Raw genomic sequence first — 16,298 nt, forward strand, 5'->3', positions numbered from 1 at the left:
TCAGGCCGGCTACCCGTCGTCGCCTTGGTAGGCCATTACCCCACCAACAAGCTGATAGGCCGCGGGTTCATCCCATACCGCCGGAACTTTCCACCACTGCAGATGCCTGCAGTGGTCATATCCGGTATTAGACCCAGTTTCCCAGGCTTATCCCAGAGTACAGGGCAGATTACCCACGTGTTACTCACCCGTTCGCCACTCATCCCCGGCCGAAACCGGTTCAGCGTTCGACTTGCATGTGTTAAGCACGCCGCCAGCGTTCGTCCTGAGCCAGGATCAAACTCTCCAACAATGCTGTAAAGTTCGATCGAGACTACTCTCAATCAATATTCTCAAAGGAAACCCCGACGAGGGGGTTTCAATATAAGCTCTACTGGCTTAGTTCACTAGCACACTGTTGAGTTCTCAAGCAACACACCCCGAACCCAACCCAGAATCAACCAGGCCAGACCCGATGCGTTATTTCAAGCTTTTGGTCGAGCATGCCGGTACCTACGAGGTTAGTCGTAGGGAGTCGGCGGCCGCTCGTGGGCCGACGCTGAACACTACCTGGTCCGTTTCGCGGTGTCAACCCGCTCGGCTCTGGCTCCTGGTCGGTGAGGCTTTCGGCCCCGCCGGCCCGGTGTTCCTGGCGACGAAGAGAAGATTACATGCCCTCCAACCCCCCGAAAACAGGGGGGTCACTTAACGGCATCGCCCCTGGTCAGAGGGTTGCCAGCGGCCCCATTCGACCGGTTTGCGAGCGGCGGACCGCCCTCGGCGGAGGCTCTGATCGCCCTCGAGTGACCCAGGTCTCCCCCAGCAGACGAGCCGCAGAACCGCCCCGACCTGCGCACCCAGCCTGATTCCGCAGGTCAGCGCACCAGCTCCGCGCCGCACACCGACCGAGCCCCCGCACAACGAAAGCCGCCGGTCAGCACTAGTGCACTGACCGGCGGCCGCCACAAACCTTCACCCGCTCCGGGCAACCTCGAAAGGACTACCCGGGCAACTTGGGCAGATACCGAGGCGGAACCCGGACCGGCGCGACCCGCATGTAGTCCGCGGCCAGCGCGAGCATCTTCCCGTCCGTCCACTGTCCGCCCATGAACGAAATCCCCACCGGCAGCGGTCCGACCGAACCGGCCGGGACAGTCACGTCCGGGTAGCCCGCCACCGCGGCCGGGGTCGAGGACGGGATCACGTCGTCGTCACCGACCTTGCAGTCCGTCTTCCAGGCCGGCGGGTTGGTCGGCGACGCGATGGCGTCCAGGTCGTACTTCGCGAGGGTCTCGTCCAGCGACCGGCGTGCCAGGTCGGTCAGCTCAGCGCGGTTCTTCCGGTAGGCCGGATCCTGCGGGCCGGGAGCGGCGAGCGCCTGCTCGAACAGCTCCTGACCAGCGAAGCAGGTGCGTTCCAGCGGGTCAGCGCGGTTGTACGCGATGAGGTCGGCCAGGGTCCGCGGGCCGGTGGGACGCGTGGCGAGGTAGGCGTCGATGTCGCGGTGGAACTCGGTCAGCAGCGCCGGGAACTCCAGTTCCGAGAGCCGGTCCTGGTACGGCAGCGTCACCTCGACGACCGTCGCGCCGGCGCGTTCCAGCGAAGCTTTCGCTTTACTGACCACGGCGTCGGTGTCCGGGCCGAGCACCGGCAACCGCCACAGGCCGATCCGGGCGCCGCGCAAGACGCCGGGGCGGAGGAGTTTCGCGTAGTCAGTCGGCTGGGTCGACGGGTAGCGCAGGGTGGCCGGGTCAGCTGGGTCGCGGCCCTGGAGCACCGAGAGCGTCAGCGCGGTGTCGACGACGTTGCGCGCGATGGGTCCCGCCGTGTCCTGCTCCGCGGAGATCGGCACGACGCCGGTGCGGCTGACCAGCCCGAGGCTCGGCTTGTGGCCGACGGTCGCGGTCATCCCGGCCGGGCACACGATCGACCCGTCGGTCTCGCTGCCGATCGCGACCTGCGCGAGCGACGCGGCGACGCCAGCCGCGGATCCAGCGGACGACCCGCACGGGTTGTGGTCCAGCACGTACGGGTTGTTGGTCTGGCCGCCGACGCCGGACCAGCCGGAAGTCGGCTTCGCGGCACGGAAGTTGGCCCATTCCGACAGGTTCGCCTTGCCGAGGATCACCGCGCCGGCGTCGCGCAGCCGGGTGATCAGCGTGGCGTCCTTGGCCGGGCGGCTCCGCAGCGCGCGCGAACCGGCGGTGGTCTGCTGGTCGTGGGTGTCGACGTTGTCCTTGACCAGCACCGGAATCCCGTCGAGCGGACCGAGGGTGTGGCCGGTGCGGTGCCGGACGTCGCTGGCCGCGGCTTGCGCGAGCGCGGCCGGGTTGAGCGCGAGGACGGCGTTGACCTTCGGGTCCAGCACCCGGATCCGGGCGAGGTACGCGCTGGTCAGCCGGATCGCGGTGAGCTGGCCGGACGCCATCCGCCGCTGCAGCGACGGGATGTCGGCGCGGTCGAGGTCGAAGTGCAGTTCGGCCGGGTCCGAGTGGTCATCCGGCATCGCGACCGCCGGCGGCGCGGTGGCCAAGCCCGCCGCAGCGACCAGTGCGGCGAGTACGGCGGGCAGTCTTTTTCCCATGGTCCGATGCCTCCCCAACGTCGGAGCACGGCCCGGGGGCCGTCAGAGCATCGGCAACAGGGTCCGGAGCTCGTACGGGGTGACCGCGCTCCGGTAGTTGTCCCACTCCACCCGCTTGTTGCGCAAGAAGAAGTCATAAACGTGCTCGCCGAGCGCTTCCGGCAGCAGCTCCGACTTCTCCATCTCGGCGAGCGCCTCGCCGAGGTTCTGCGGCAACTGCGCGTAGCCGGCGGCGCGGCGTTCGGAGTCCGACAGCTGCCAGATGTTGTCCTCGGCGGGCGGCGGCAGCTCGTAGCCCTTTTCGATGCCCTTCAACCCCGCGGCCAGTATCACCGAGTAGGCCAGGTACGGGTTGCACGCCGAATCGAGCGTCCGGATCTCCACGCGCCGCGACGAAGCCTTGCCCGGCGAGTACATCGGCACGCGCACGAGCGCCGAACGGTTCGCCCTCCCCCACGACACGGTCGTCGGAGCCTCGCTGCCGCTGATCAGCCGTTTGTAGGAATTGACCCACTGATTGGTGACGGCGGAGATTTCCTTGGCGTGGTGCAGGACCCCGGCGACGAACGCCTTGCCGGTCTCGGACAGCTCGTGCGGGTCCTCCGCGTCGTAGAACGCGTTGCGGTCGCCCTCGAACAGGCTCACGTGGGTGTGCATGCCGGAGCCGGGCTGGTCGGTGAACGGCTTCGGCATGAAGGTCGCGCGCACGCCCTGGGTCAGCGCGACCTCCTTGACGACGTAACGGAACGTCATCACGTTGTCCGCCATCGTCAAAGCGTCGGCGTAGCGAAGGTCGATTTCCTGCTGCCCCGGCGCGCCTTCGTGATGGCTGAACTCGACCGAGATGCCCATCGCCTCGAGGGTTTCGATGGCGTGCCGGCGGAAGTGCGTCGCGGTGGCGTGGCTGGCCTGGTCGAAGTAGCCGCCGTTGTCGGCGGGCTCGGGCTCGCTGCCGTCGTCGGGGAGGTTGGCGAGCAGGAAGAACTCGATCTCCGGGTGCACGTAGCAGGTGAACCCGGCTTCGCTGGCCTTCGACAGCTGACGGCGCAGCACGTGCCGCGGGTCGGCCCAGGACGGCGAACCGTCGGGCATCGCGATGTCGCAGAACATCCGCGCGGAGTACGGGCTGCCCTCGGGGGTCTCCCACGGCAGCACCTGGAACGTGGACGGGTCCGGCTTGGCGACCATGTCCGACTCGTAGACGCGCGCGAATCCCTCGATGGCCGAGCCGTCGAACCCGATGCCCTCGCTGAACGCGCCCTCCAGTTCGGCGGGCGCGACCGCGACGGACTTCAGGAACCCCAGCACGTCGGTGAACCACAGGCGGACGAAACGGATGTCGCGCTCTTCCAAAGTGCGGAGCACGAATTCCTGCTGGCGATCCATGGCCGAACCCTAACCAGCACGTGTTAACGCCATGTTTCACGGGTCACCCACTTCGGCGGCGGGTTCACGCCACTTGCGCGAGCTGGGGTTTTCTGGACCGGGTGATCGACAGCGACGCGACCGAGGCGATCACCGCGAGCCCGGCGGCGACATACCAGGCGAGCGCGTAATCGCCGAGCTGGTCGCGCACCGCGCCGGCGGCGGAAGCGGCGAACGCCGCGCCCAGCTGGTGGCAGGCGAAAACCCAGCCGAACACGATCGGACCGGCTTCCCCGAACGAGCGAATGCAGAGCGCGACCGTCGGCGGGACGGTAGCCACCCAGTCGAGGCCGTAGAAGAGGATGAACGCCCACATGCTCGGCTGGACCGAATCCGTGAACAGCTGCGGCAGCAGGGCGAGGGAAACTCCCCGCAACGCGTAGTAGATGCCGAGCAGGATTCGCGGGTCGACACGGTCGGTGAGCCATCCCGACGCGATCGTTCCCACCACGTCGAAGACGCCGACCAGTGCGAGCAGGCTCGCCGCGGTCGTCTGCGGCATTCCGTGGTCGTGGGCCGCCGGGACGAAGTGCGTGCTGACCAACCCGTTCGTGGTCGCCCCGCAGATGGCAAATCCGACCGCGAGCAGCCAGAACGTACGGGTGCGCGCGGCCTGGAACAGCACGCTCAACCCTCGGCGAACAGTGCCGACCTTCGGAGCCGGACGTGCCACTTCGGTGCCTTCGGGCGCTCCGTACGCCACAGTGCCGACGTCGGCGGGGTGGTCGCGTACGGCCAACAGCACGACCGGGACCACCGCGAGAGCCGCGATGGCGATGACCATGGACGCTGTCCGCCAGCCGTCGTCCACCGCGAGCGACGCGATCAACGGCAAGAAGATCAGCTGTCCCGTCGCCCCCGCGGCGGTCAGCACGCCGGTTACGACGCCGCGGTGGCGGACGAACCAGCGCGTCGCGACCATCGCGGCGAAGCTCATCGCCATCGAACCGGTGCCGAGGCCGACGAGCACGCCCCAGCAGAGGATCAACTGCCAGCTGGCGCTCATGAAGACAGTGCCGCCCGCGCCGAGAGCGACGACGCACAGCGCGGTAGCCGCGACTCGGCGGATACCGAACCGCTCCATCAACGCTGCGGCGAAGGGCGCGAAGAGGCCGTACAGGACGAGGTTGACCGAGACGGCGGACCCGATCGTGGCGCGGGACCAGCCGAACTCTTCGTGCAGCGGATCGATCAGAACGCCTGGCGCGGCGCGAAAGCCGGCGGCGGCGAGGAGGGCGACGAACGCGGCCGCCGCGACGAACCAGGCGCGGTGCAGGCGGCGGGCGGGACGAGTCTCAACGGTCACGAGCACTCAGTCTGGTGTGCTGGACGCGAGGTCGACAGTGGCCGGAAGGACACTATGCGAAAGGATCGGGCCAGCCAAGTAGGCTTCGGCCATGCTCAGCCGACGTGTCCTGCCGGCGCTGCTGCTCCTCGGACTGGTCGGCGGTTGCACCTCGGCACCTGCCTTGCCCGCGGCGGACGGGTTGCTCGCCGCCGCCAAGACGAACTTCGCCAAGGTCACCACCCTGCATTTCTCGGTCGGTGTCAACGGCGTGCTGCCGGGCCTGCCGCTGACCAAGCTCGTCGGCAACGCGACCCTCAAGAACGGCGGACAGGCGAGCGGAAGCGCGGAATTCACCGATCGGTCGTTCACGTTCACCGTCTCCGGGCACACCGCGACCGCGAAGGACACGAAGGGTCGCGAAACGAACGGCCCCACGACCTTCCCGGTCGACCGGTTCCTCGGCCCGCACGGCGGCCTGATCCAGCTCCTTGACTCGCTCCAGCAGCCGAAAACCGAAATCCGCGAGACGATCCAGCACATCGACGGTTACCGCGTCGGCGGAACCGTGCCCCAGGCGGTCGCGACGAAGCTGGTGCCGCAGATCCACGCCGACGTGAACGTGAAGGTCTGGGTGACTGTTGCCGAACCGCGCCGCTTCGCGCGGATGTGGCTGCAGGTGCCGCCAGCGACGCCGCGCGATAGCCCGGTGATGTACGAAGTGCTGTTGACGGATCAGCAGCCCTGACGTTGGCTCGCGAGCCGTAGCAGCTTCGCCACTACAGCGGTCGCGAGCCAGCGCGACCTCAGCTGGCCTTGCAGCGAGTGCCGTCCGGAGGCGTCGTGCCGTCGATCAGGTAAGCGGTCCCCGCCTTGTCGACGCACGCGTTGCCCTGCAGGAACACAGTGTGCTGCGTTCCCTCGAAGGTGAGCAGCGACCCCTTCAACGCCTTCGCGAGATTCACGCCCGCCTGGTACGGCGTCGCCGGGTCATTCGTCGTCGAGATCGTCAACGTCTTCGGCAGGCCTTCGACGTTCGGCTCGTGCGGCTTCGAAGTGTTCGGCACCGGCCAGAACGCGCAGGCGTCACGGGCGGAGCTGGCCGGGCGGCCGTCGTCGAGGAAGGGCGCGGCCTTTACGTATTTCTCTTGGCCTTCGAGGATCTGCTTCGGATCGGTGACTCGCGGGTCGTCGACACATCGGATCGCGGTGAAGGCGTCCTGCGTGGTGCCGTAGCTGCCGTCCGGATTGCGCTCGTTGTAGATGTCGGCCAGCTTCTCCAGCGTCGCACCGCGCTGGAGCTTCAGCTCGTTCAGCCCGGTGTTCAGGTACTCCCAGAGACTCTGCTGGTAGAGAGCCTGTATGGCACCGGTGGTGGCGTCCTCGTAAGACAGCTTGCGGCCGTCGCCGACGGGCACCGGGAAGTCGATCAGCCGCCGCGTGAGCTCTTGAAACTGCTTCGTCGCTTCGGCGGGGTCATGGCCGAGGGCGCAGTCCTGTCGCGCCGCGCACCACTTCGCGAATTCGTTGAACGCGCCGCCGAAGCCCTGGCCCTGCGCGACGAGCGAGTCTTCCGGGCTCTGCGTCGGGTCGACAGCGCCGTCGAGAACGAGCGCGCGCACGTTCTTCGGGAAGGTCTCCGCGTAAGTGGAACCGATACGCGTGCCGTACGAGTAACCGAGGTACGTGAGCTTCTCGTCGCCGAGGACGCTTCGCAGCACGTCCATGTCCTTCACGACGTCGCGCGTGCCGACGTGCGCGAGCATGTCGTCGCCGTACTTCGTCCGCTGTGTGCACTTCGCGGCGAAGTCCTTCTGTTCCGTTTCCTGCTTCGCGACGCCCGCTGGAGAACCGTCGGTCTCGCTGTCGTCAGCGCGGTCGGCGTCGCGCTCGGCTCCGGTCAGGCATTTGATCTGCGGCTCGCTGGCCCCGATCCCGCGGGGGTCGAAGCCGACGAGGTCGAACCGGTCGCCGAGATCGGATTTCGACACCTGGTCGAGCAGGCTCGCCGCGGCGACCATGCCCGAAGCGCCCGGTCCGCCCGGGTTCACCACGAGCGAACCGATTTTCCCGCCCGAATCGCTCGCGCGGTGCCGCAGCACGCCGATGGTGATCGTCTGCGCGCCCGGTTTGTCATAGTTCAACGGAACGGTGAGGCGTCCGCACTCGATTCCCTGCGTTTTGAAGGCCGACTGCGCGTCGGCCGAGGTCGCGTAGGGTGCACACGCGGACCAGGTCATGCTCTGCCCGTAGAACCTCTCCAGTCCGGCGGGCACCGGGCCCACCGGCGCGTGCGATTCGACCGTGGGCGCGAGCGCGGCCTGGCCGGGCTGGGACGAGCACGCCACGAGCGTGGTCGCGAGCAGGCCGGCAGCCGATAACGCGACTATCGGATGGACTTTCGGGCTGGCGCTGGGATGACGGGACACGGTTTGATCGTGCCATCCGGGCGCGGAACTCGAACGCACCGTCGGCGCGTTGGGCAGTGCGGGTGCGACCGGAGACACATCGACACGAGGAGACCAGGGGTGGCACTGATCAGCCGAGTGGGCAAGCGGCTCCGCCGGATCATCCAGCGGCCGGGCAGCGTCGAGCTGACCCGCTACGAAGCGCTGCTGCCCGCCGCCGAGAAGCTCGAACCGGAGCTGGAGAAACTCACCGACGCCGAGCTCACCGAGCGCGCGGGCAAGCTGCGGGACTCCATCGGCGGGGCCGCCTCGTTCACCGACAGCCAGCTGATCGAGGTCTGCGCGCTCGGCCGCGAGGCCGCCCGGCGCGCACTTGGCGAGCGGGCCTTCGACGTCCAGCTGCTCGGCACGATGGGCCTGCTCACCGGCCACGTCGTGCAGATGGAGACCGGTGAAGGCAAAACGCTGGCCGGTGCGCTGGCCGCGGCCGGCTACGCGCTGCGCGGCCGTCGCGTGCACGTGGTCACGGTCAACGACTACCTCGCCCGCCGCGACGCGGAGTGGATGGGCCCGGTGTACGACCTGCTCGGCGTCACCGTCGGCTGGGTCGAACCGGCGCATTCGAAGGAGGAGCGCAAGGAGGCCTACGGCAAGGAGGTCACCTACGGCGCGGTCGCCGAAATCGGCTTCGACGTGCTGCGCGACCGCCTCGTCACGCACCCCGACGACCTGGTGCAGAAGGCTCCCGAGGTGGCGATCGTCGACGAGGCCGACTCGGTGCTGGTCGACGAGGCGCGGGTGCCGCTGGTCATGGCCGGTTCGATCGACCACAACGACGCCGACGAGGAGGTCGCCAAGATCGTCCGGCGGCTGCGGCTCGGCCTGCACTACGAGACCGACTCCGAGGGCCGCAACGCGTGGCTGACCAGCGCGGGCGCGTCGGTCGTGGAGAAGTCGCTCGGCGGCGTCGACCTGTACGACGAGTCCGGTTCGGACCGGCTCGCCGCGGTGAACGTCGCCCTGCACGCGCACGCCCTGCTCACCCGGGACGTCGACTACCTGGTCCGCGACGGCAAGGTGCAGCTGATCAACGCCGCCCGCGGCCGCGTCGCCGAACTGCAGCGCTGGCCGGACGGCCTGCAGGCCGCGGTCGAGGCGAAGGAGCAGGTCACCGCTACTGACCGGGGCGAAATCCTCGACTCGATCACCGTGCAGGCGCTGCTCGCGCGCTACCCCGAGGTCGCGGGCATGACCGGTACCGCGGTCGCGGTCGCCGAGCAGCTGCGCGAGTTCTACAAGCTCGAAGTCGCGGTCATCCCGCCGAACACTCCGAACGTCCGCGAGGACCAGCCGGATCGCGTCTTCGCCTCGCCGTCGCAGAAACTGCGCGCGATCGAGGAGGAGATCCGGACGGTGCACGAGACCGGGCGGCCGATTCTCGTCGGCACCCAGGACGTCGCCGAGTCCGAGGAACTGGCGGAGAAGCTGGCGAAGGTCGACCTGCCGTGCGTCGTGCTGAACGCGCGCAACGACGCGGAAGAGGCCGCGATCATCGCCGAAGCGGGCAAGAAGGGCGCGGTCACCGTGTCCACGCAGATGGCGGGCCGCGGTACCGACATCCGGCTCGGCGGCAGCGACGGCGCGTCCCGCGAAGAGGTCGCCGAGCTGGGCGGTCTGCACGTGATCGGCACCGCGCGGTATCCCTCCAGCCGGCTCGACGGGCAGCTGCGCGGCCGGTCCGGACGCCAGGGCGACCCGGGCAGCGCGATCTTCTTCGCGAGCCTCAACGACGATCTCGTGCTGTCGAACGCGCCGGACCTGCCGGACGGCATCGACGCGGACCCCGAGACCGGCGAGATCACCGACCCGGCCGCGCACCGGCAGCTCAACCACGCCCAGCGCGTCGCCGAGGGCGTCGACCTGGAAATCCACCGCAACACCTGGCGCTACACCCGGCTGATCGAGCGGCAGCGCGCCGAACTGCTGGAGCACCGGGACAAGGTGCTGCACACCGGGCTCGCGGCCGAAGAACTGGAGAAGGCGCAGCCGGAGAAATTCGCCGAGCTGAAAGAAAAGCTGGACGACGACGAGCGGCTCGAGCAGGTGTGCCGCGAGGTGCGGCTGTTCCATCTCGACCAGCTGTGGTCGGACCACCTGGCGTACCTCACCGACGTACGCGAGAGCATCCACCTGCGCGCGCTGGCCCGCGAGACGCCGCTGGACGAATTCCACCGCGCGGCGATCCCGGAGTTCCACAAGATCATCGCCGAATCCGCCTCGCGGGCGGCGAAGACGCTCGAGGAAGCCGAGATCACCGACAACGGCCTCGACCTCGAGGACGTCGGCGTGCGGCGGGCGAACACCACGTGGACGTACCTGGTGCACGACAATCCGTTCGACTCGGACTTCGAGCAGACGGTCAAGAAGGTGCGCAGCATGATGCGGATGAAGAAGTCCTGATTCCTTCTTTCGGAGGGCCTCTCGCCGCGGGCGAGGGGCCCTTCGCCGTTCTCTGGCTCACCTCCGCGTAGTTTCTGTCGGTCCGGTGGGACAGAATGGCGGCATGCCGCAACTGCGCATCGCACTGGCCCAGGTCAACACCACCGTCGGCGACATCGACGGGAACACCGCGCTCACCGTCGAGTGGACCCGCAAGGCCGCCGAGGCGGGCGCGCACGTCGTCGTGTTCCCGGAGATGTCCCAGACCGGTTACCCGGTCGAAGACCTGACGCTCCGGCGGACGTTCGCCGACGCGTCCCGGCGCTCGGTGACCGAACTGGCGCGCCGGCTCGACGAAGCAGGCTGCGGCGAGGTGCTGGCGTACGTCGGCTACCTCGACCACGACGAGGTCGGCCCACGCGACGCCGCGGCGGCGCTCTACCGCGGTGAGGTCGTGGCCCGGCAGTTCAAGCACCACCTGCCGAACTACGGCGTGTTCGACGAGCACCGGTACTTCAAACCGGGCACCGAACTCGAGGTGCTGCGGCTGCACGGCGTCGACATCGGCATGGTGATCTGCGAGGACATCTGGCAGGACGGCGGCCCGATCTCCGCGCTGGGCAAGGCCGGGGTCGACCTGGTGGTCGCGCCGAACGCGTCGCCGTACGAACGCTCGAAGGACGAACAACGGCTGCCGCTGATCGCCCGCCGGGCGGCCGAGGCGGGCGCGCCGCTGGTGTACACGAACCAGGTCGGCGGCCAGGACGACCTGGTCTTCGACGGTGACTCGCTGGTGGTCGGCTCGGACGGGACGCTTCTCGCGCGGGCGCCGCAGTTCGTGGAACACCTGCTGGTGCTGGACTTGAACCTGCGCGCCGCGGAGGCATCAGCCACCGGTTCTTTCGACGGCCTTGAGGTCCACCGCCGAGTGCTCACCGATGCGCCGTTGCCCGCGTACGAGCCGCTTTCGGCCCGGACCATCAGCGAACCTCTCTCGGACGAGGCCGAGGTGTGGTCGGCGCTGGTCGTCGGGTTGCGCGATTACGTACACAAGAACGGCTTCTCGACAGTCACGTTCGGTTTTTCCGGCGGAATCGACTCGGCGGTATGCGCGGCGCTGGCGGCGGACGCACTCGGCGGGGACAACGTGTACGGCGTTTCGATGCCGTCGAAGTACTCGTCCTCGCATTCGCGGGACGACGCTTCCGACCTGGCACAGCGAATCGGCGCGCACTACCGGGTCGAGCCGATCGGCGACATGGTCGACGTCTACGTCAAGCAGCTGCAGCTGACCGGGCTCGCGGAGGAGAACATCCAGGCGCGGGTGCGTGGGATGCTGCTGATGGCTCTGTCCAATCTGGACGGACACCTGGTTCTGGCGACCGGCAACAAAACCGAACTGGCCGTCGGCTACTCGACCATCTACGGCGACGCGGTCGGAGCGTTCGCGCCGATCAAGGACTTGTTCAAAACGCACGTGTGGCAGCTGGCGCGATGGCGGAACGAGGAAGCGGCCAAGCGCGGGGAAACCCCGCCGATCCCGGAAAACTCGATCACGAAGCCGCCGTCGGCGGAGCTGCGGCCGGACCAGAAGGACACGGATTCGCTGCCGGACTACGAACTGCTGGACGATGTTCTGGACGATTACGTCGAGAACGACCGGGGGTACGCGGATCTGATCGAGGCGGGATTCGACCCGGAGACGATCGACCGGGTGGTGCGGATGGTCGACCGGGCGGAGTACAAACGGCGGCAGTACCCGCCGGGCACGAAGATCACGTTCAAGGCGTTCGGCCGGGACCGGCGGCTTCCGATGACCAACGGGTGGCGGGAACGGAAGTCCTGAGCGGGGTTTTTGGCTTGGCTGAGCCTGGAATGGGTTGGCTGAGCGGGATTAGGGTCGGCTGACGGGGCTCCAGGCTCGGCTCAGTCCGGAAAGGGCTCGGCTGACGGGGATTCCGGCTCGGGTCAGCGGGATTGGGCTCAGCTGACGGGAGTTCCGGTGCTTATCGGGCACGGGGATCAGCTGAGCGGGATTCGCGCGCTGGTGAGCGAGGTTGCTGCTCGCGGGATCAGGTTCCGGGCTCAGCGGGCTGAGATTTGGAGGCGATCGGCAAGCCTGTCCGGCGCGGTCGTTTTCGGTTCGGCACGGTCGTTTCGGCTCGGCGCGGCCGACCGGGTTGGCGCGGCCTGCCAGGCTCGACGCAGTCGCCGGGTTCGGCGGTCCACCGGGCTTGGCGCAGTCAGCCGGGTTCGGCACAATCGGCCAGGTTCGACGCAGCCCATCGGACTCGGCGCAGTCGGCCAGGTTCGACACAGCCCATCGGACTCGGCGCAGTCGGCCAGATTCTGCGCAGCCAGCTAAGTTCAGCGCATTCCACCGAGTTCGGCTCAGTCAGCCAAGTTGGGTGAAGTCGGCCAGGTTCTGCTCAGTCAGCCGGGCTCGGCGAGGTCGACCGGGCTCAGCACAATCGGCAACCTCGGCGCAGTCCACCAACCTCGGCGCAGTCAGCCGGGTTCGGTGAAGTCGGCCAGAGATCGGCCAGGCTTGGCGTGGTCCGGCCAGGCTCGGCGAAGTCGCCTGGGTTCGGAGAGGTCGGCCGGGCTCGGCGCGATCGAACGAGTTCGGCATGGTCAGCCAGGTCGCTGAACGCGGCGCAGGTGTCGGTGACGGGTGTCAGGTGGGGGCTTGTCTTGCCGCGGTCGCGATCGGCTTGCCCGCATAGCGGTTGCGGCCGCGGTGCCCGGCTGGGTCCAGGGTCGTGTCGTTTTCTCGCCAGTTTCTGTCGGTGCCGGGTCGTACGCTGGACGGCATGACGGTTGGGTACACGGTGTTCGACACCCCGATCGGGGCGTGCGGCCTCGCCTGGCGGGACGGTGCGGTGATCGGAACCGCGCTGCCGGGCGGCACGGCTGAGCGGACGCGCGGACACCTCGCGAAGCGTTTCCCGGACGCGGTGGAATCGCCGGTGCCCGAGGAACTGCGCGCGGTGGTGGACGATGTGGTCGCGCTGTTGTCGGGAGAGTCCCGCGATTTGCGTGCGGTGCCATTGGATTACCGGGAGGTGCCGGAGTTCAACCGGCGCGCGTACGACGTCGCGCGGGCTATCCCGCCGGGGAAAGTTCTGACGTACGGAGACATCGCGCATCAACTGGGTGCGCCGGGTTCCGCGCAGGCTGTCGGGCAGGCGATGGGGAACAATCCGTTCCCGATCATCGTGCCGTGCCACCGGGTTCTGGGCGCGGGCAAGAACCCGGGCGGTTTTTCGGCACCGGGCGGGGTCGAGACCAAACGGCGCATGCTGGTGATCGAAGGGGCGTTTCCGGAGGAACCGACTCTGTTCTGACCGGCCTGCAGGGGAAGCCGGTCTCGCTCCCGGACGAAATGCCTTGGTCTGCCGGAAGGTTTGGCGCGCCCGGTCGGCGTCCAGCCGCACCCCCAGTGCCGCTGGACGCCGACCGAGCGCACCGACTTGCCATGCGAAACGCCCCACCTTGTCGGGCGACGCACTGACGTTGGCAGCCCGATCGCTGTCAGTCAGCCGACAACCTCAACGTCCGCGACCAGCCTCGAATCTCCCCGCTCGTGCCGCCGCACGCTGACCATGCGGCCCACTGACGCACGCAGCCCCGTCGCTATCAGCCAGCCGACGAGGCCAAACCTCCGCAACCCACCGGATCTCCCCCGTTCCTGCCGGACACCGACCAGGTGCCCACCGACGCCCGCAGCACGTCTCCGTTAGCCAGCCGACGAACTCGACGCTCACAACCCACCGGGTCGCCCCCGCCCGTGCCGCCCCACACCAACTGGGCGGCGCACCGCGCCCGCAGTCCAATCGCTATCAGCCAGCCACGAACTCAAACTCCGCAACCCACCGGGGCACCCCGGCTCGTGCCGCCAGGCACCGACCGCGGCGCACTGGCACCCGCTCCCCATCGCCGTCGGCCAGTCGGGGAACTCGACCCACCGACCAGCTCGTGCCGCTGGCCGCATCAACTTGCCGTCGACCTACCCGCCTAGTCGCGCCGCTGGCACTCGCAGACCCGTCTCCCGCAACCAGCCGGGTCTCGCGGCGAGTGCTGAGGAACCATCCGGCTGACCAGCGCGCAGGTTCCTGAGCCGCGTCGGGCCGAGCGTGACGGTCCGGTTGGCTCAGCCCTCCCTGTCAGCCAACCGGCTCCACTCACCAGCAAGCCCAGCAGCAACACCATGCTCTTTAGCTCGCCGCGGATGCTGCCAGCTGCAGCCGAGGAGCTCGGAGGTGGCGCAAGGTCCGGCTAGACCCGACCCCGACGGCTCAGGCGCGGCTCATGGCGGGCCGATCCGGAAGGCTCACCACGCCGCCGGTTTCCACGGCTTCAACCAGTCCGTCTCCGGCCAGCCTTCCGCTGCGGCTTGCAGGGGCATCGCGGTGGCACCGTCCAGGGACTCGCGGACGATGTCTGCGTGTCCGGCGTGCCGGGCGGTTTCCTCGATCAAATGCAGCAGCACCCAGCGGACGGACCAGACCGACGCGTCGTCCGGGTACCAGGGCACGCCTTTCGGAATCGGGACTTCCTGGTTCAGGTCCGCGATACCGGCGATGACCTCTTCGGTCCTGGCGGCGACCTGGTCGTAGGAGGCGAGGACCGACTTCAGCGTCTCGTCCGGGCCCAGCCGGTAGTTTTCCTGGTAGGCCGCCATGCTTTCGGCGAACGGTTTCGGCTCGATTCTCAGCACCAGGTCGATCCAGCCGCTCTCGGTGGACGACACGTGTTTCACTAGTCCGCCCACGCTCAGGGCGCTCGCGCTGGGCACGGCGCGCGCTTGGTCGTCGGTCAAGCCGTACGTGGCGATCTTCATCGCCTGCCGCTGCTGTGCCAGAAAACCGAGCAAACCGCCGCGTTCGTCGGGGGTGGTGGAGACTTTGCCAGCCATGGTGGCCTCACTTCCGGTGTCGGTTGCTCCGCAGCATCGCACCCGCCACCGACAATTTTCGGCCGCTGACCGGAACCGGGGTCTGCACGACGTACGCGCCGCCGATCACGATCTCCACCGCGTGCACCACCATTTGCACCCGGGTGAACACGCCCTCGAGCTGCCCGGCCAGCATCGATGCCGCCACTAGCGCCCACGCGATGAGCACGACGACCAAGCCGCTCACTGCCCAGGCCCGCCAGCCCGCGGGCCACCAGAACACGAGGCTCAGCGCGCCGAGGGCGAAGGCCGCGTCCAGCAGTTGCGGAGTCACGGTGGTCTCCGGGACGCCCGCGTACACCATCAAGACGATCCCGAACGTCGACACCGAAACCGACGTCAGCCGCCCGGTCCAGTGGACTGGCGCGAGCCGCATCAAAGCCGGGCCGGTGAGGAAAAAGGCCAGGCCGCCGATGCCGGTCGCGATCTGGAACACCGGCTGCGCGTAGAACAAATCCCAGACCGGCTGGTCGGTCAGCGACACCCCGGTCTGCATGAAGAACTCCAGCAGCCACGCGGAATACCCCGCCAAACCCAGTCCGAGCAGGACTATCGAAGCCACCCGCGCAGCATGCACTTGCCCACCCTAAGCGAATCTCTGCGACGAAGTGCCGGATGGTGTCACACCCGTGACTTACCGGAGGTTCCGGACACCATCCGCGACCACGAACTCACGCACCGAATCCCTGGTGGAGGGTACCGGACCCTGGTTGGCGTACGGCCAATACCTGCCTCCGCGGCGAGAACGGCCTGTTCAGCCGGGGATGGCGGGAGAGGTGGGGCGGAAGCAGGCGGGGATGAGGCCTTCGGGCGGCTGGTCGGGAGTGACTCGCTGCGGGGCGGACGGCGATCGACGACTGGAGGGGTCCGGCCGCTGGAACAGCCAGCGCGACTAGCCACGGGGACGACCTGGGACGTCTCACCGGGGACAGCCGACCTGAAACGGCGGCTAGCGACTTGCCGCCGAGACGGCCGGAGCGGACGGCGCTGAACCGCGGGCAGTGCTCAGCCGAGCACCATGCCAGCGAGACCGGCGAGGCGGCTGGACGTAGCGGACGGCACTGGGCTGTGGCCTGCGCCTAGCCAGGTGCTAAGCCACCGATAGCAGATACCGCGTACCCGGAGCTGTCTACAACTGCCGACATCCGAGGAACAGCCGGAGCAGAGAATTCCCGCACCCGCAGATCCCCGCGAGCCGCTGCCGCAGAGAGGTGTCTGCAG

Annotated in this window: 10 protein-coding genes and 1 rRNA gene; 4 read left to right on the forward strand and 7 right to left on the reverse strand. The window is 68.3% G+C overall.

Annotated elements, in window-relative coordinates:
* From ACZ63D_RS39120 to ACZ63D_RS39135, 4 genes are all read right to left on the reverse strand, one after another.
* Window positions 1–292 (reverse strand): 16S ribosomal RNA (locus ACZ63D_RS39120); the annotation flags it as partial.
* Window positions 293–979: 687 nt separating this feature from the next.
* A complete protein-coding gene (locus ACZ63D_RS39125; RefSeq protein WP_465359377.1) occupies window positions 980–2,563 on the reverse strand; it encodes an amidase in 1,584 nt (527 codons plus the stop codon).
* A 42-nt stretch (window positions 2,564–2,605) separates the two neighbouring features.
* On the reverse strand, window positions 2,606–3,949 hold the full coding sequence (glnA, locus tag ACZ63D_RS39130; protein WP_465359378.1) for a type I glutamate--ammonia ligase: 1,344 nt from the start codon (window positions 3,947–3,949) through the stop codon (window positions 2,606–2,608).
* 64 nt (window positions 3,950–4,013) lie between these two features.
* The gene (locus ACZ63D_RS39135) at window positions 4,014–5,294 is read right to left on the reverse strand and encodes an MFS transporter (protein WP_465359379.1); all 1,281 of its coding nucleotides are present in this window, start codon (window positions 5,292–5,294) and stop codon (window positions 4,014–4,016) included.
* Between the two features lie 91 nt (window positions 5,295–5,385).
* On the opposite strand from ACZ63D_RS39135, the gene ACZ63D_RS39140 reads away from it, so the two are divergent.
* Window positions 5,386–6,021, forward strand: a complete 636-nt coding sequence (locus ACZ63D_RS39140) for an LppX_LprAFG lipoprotein (RefSeq protein ID WP_465359380.1) — start codon at window positions 5,386–5,388, stop codon at window positions 6,019–6,021.
* Between the two features lie 58 nt (window positions 6,022–6,079).
* Here ACZ63D_RS39140 and ACZ63D_RS39145 read toward each other — a convergent pair whose 3' ends face one another.
* Window positions 6,080–7,663 carry an alpha/beta hydrolase gene (locus tag ACZ63D_RS39145; RefSeq protein ID WP_465359498.1) on the reverse strand — a complete coding sequence of 528 codons (1,584 nt, stop codon included), beginning with the start codon at window positions 7,661–7,663 and terminating at the stop codon, window positions 6,080–6,082.
* 138 nt (window positions 7,664–7,801) lie between these two features.
* On the opposite strand from ACZ63D_RS39145, the gene secA2 reads away from it, so the two are divergent.
* The 3 genes from secA2 to ACZ63D_RS39160 all read left to right on the forward strand — a co-directional run bounded on the left by secA2 (window position 7,802) and on the right by ACZ63D_RS39160 (window position 13,467).
* Complete coding sequence (secA2, locus tag ACZ63D_RS39150) at window positions 7,802–10,141, forward strand: accessory Sec system translocase SecA2 (protein WP_465359381.1); 2,340 nt, start codon at window positions 7,802–7,804, stop codon at window positions 10,139–10,141.
* A gap of 103 nt (window positions 10,142–10,244) precedes the next feature.
* Complete coding sequence (locus ACZ63D_RS39155; protein ID WP_465359382.1) at window positions 10,245–11,966, forward strand: NAD+ synthase; 1,722 nt, start codon at window positions 10,245–10,247, stop codon at window positions 11,964–11,966.
* A gap of 967 nt (window positions 11,967–12,933) precedes the next feature.
* Window positions 12,934–13,467 carry a methylated-DNA--[protein]-cysteine S-methyltransferase gene (locus ACZ63D_RS39160; protein ID WP_465359383.1) on the forward strand — a complete coding sequence of 178 codons (534 nt, stop codon included), beginning with the start codon at window positions 12,934–12,936 and terminating at the stop codon, window positions 13,465–13,467.
* 986 nt (window positions 13,468–14,453) lie between these two features.
* Here the strand turns inward: ACZ63D_RS39160 and ACZ63D_RS39165 are convergent.
* Window positions 14,454–15,038, reverse strand: a complete 585-nt coding sequence (locus ACZ63D_RS39165) for a DinB family protein (RefSeq protein ID WP_465359384.1) — start codon at window positions 15,036–15,038, stop codon at window positions 14,454–14,456.
* Window positions 15,039–15,045: 7 nt separating this feature from the next.
* Window positions 15,046–15,639, reverse strand: coding sequence for a hypothetical protein (locus ACZ63D_RS39170; protein ID WP_465359385.1), 594 nt, complete (start codon window positions 15,637–15,639; stop codon window positions 15,046–15,048).
* Window positions 15,640–16,298 lie beyond the last annotated feature (659 nt).

Source organism: Amycolatopsis sp. NPDC104775 (assembly GCF_055583325.1).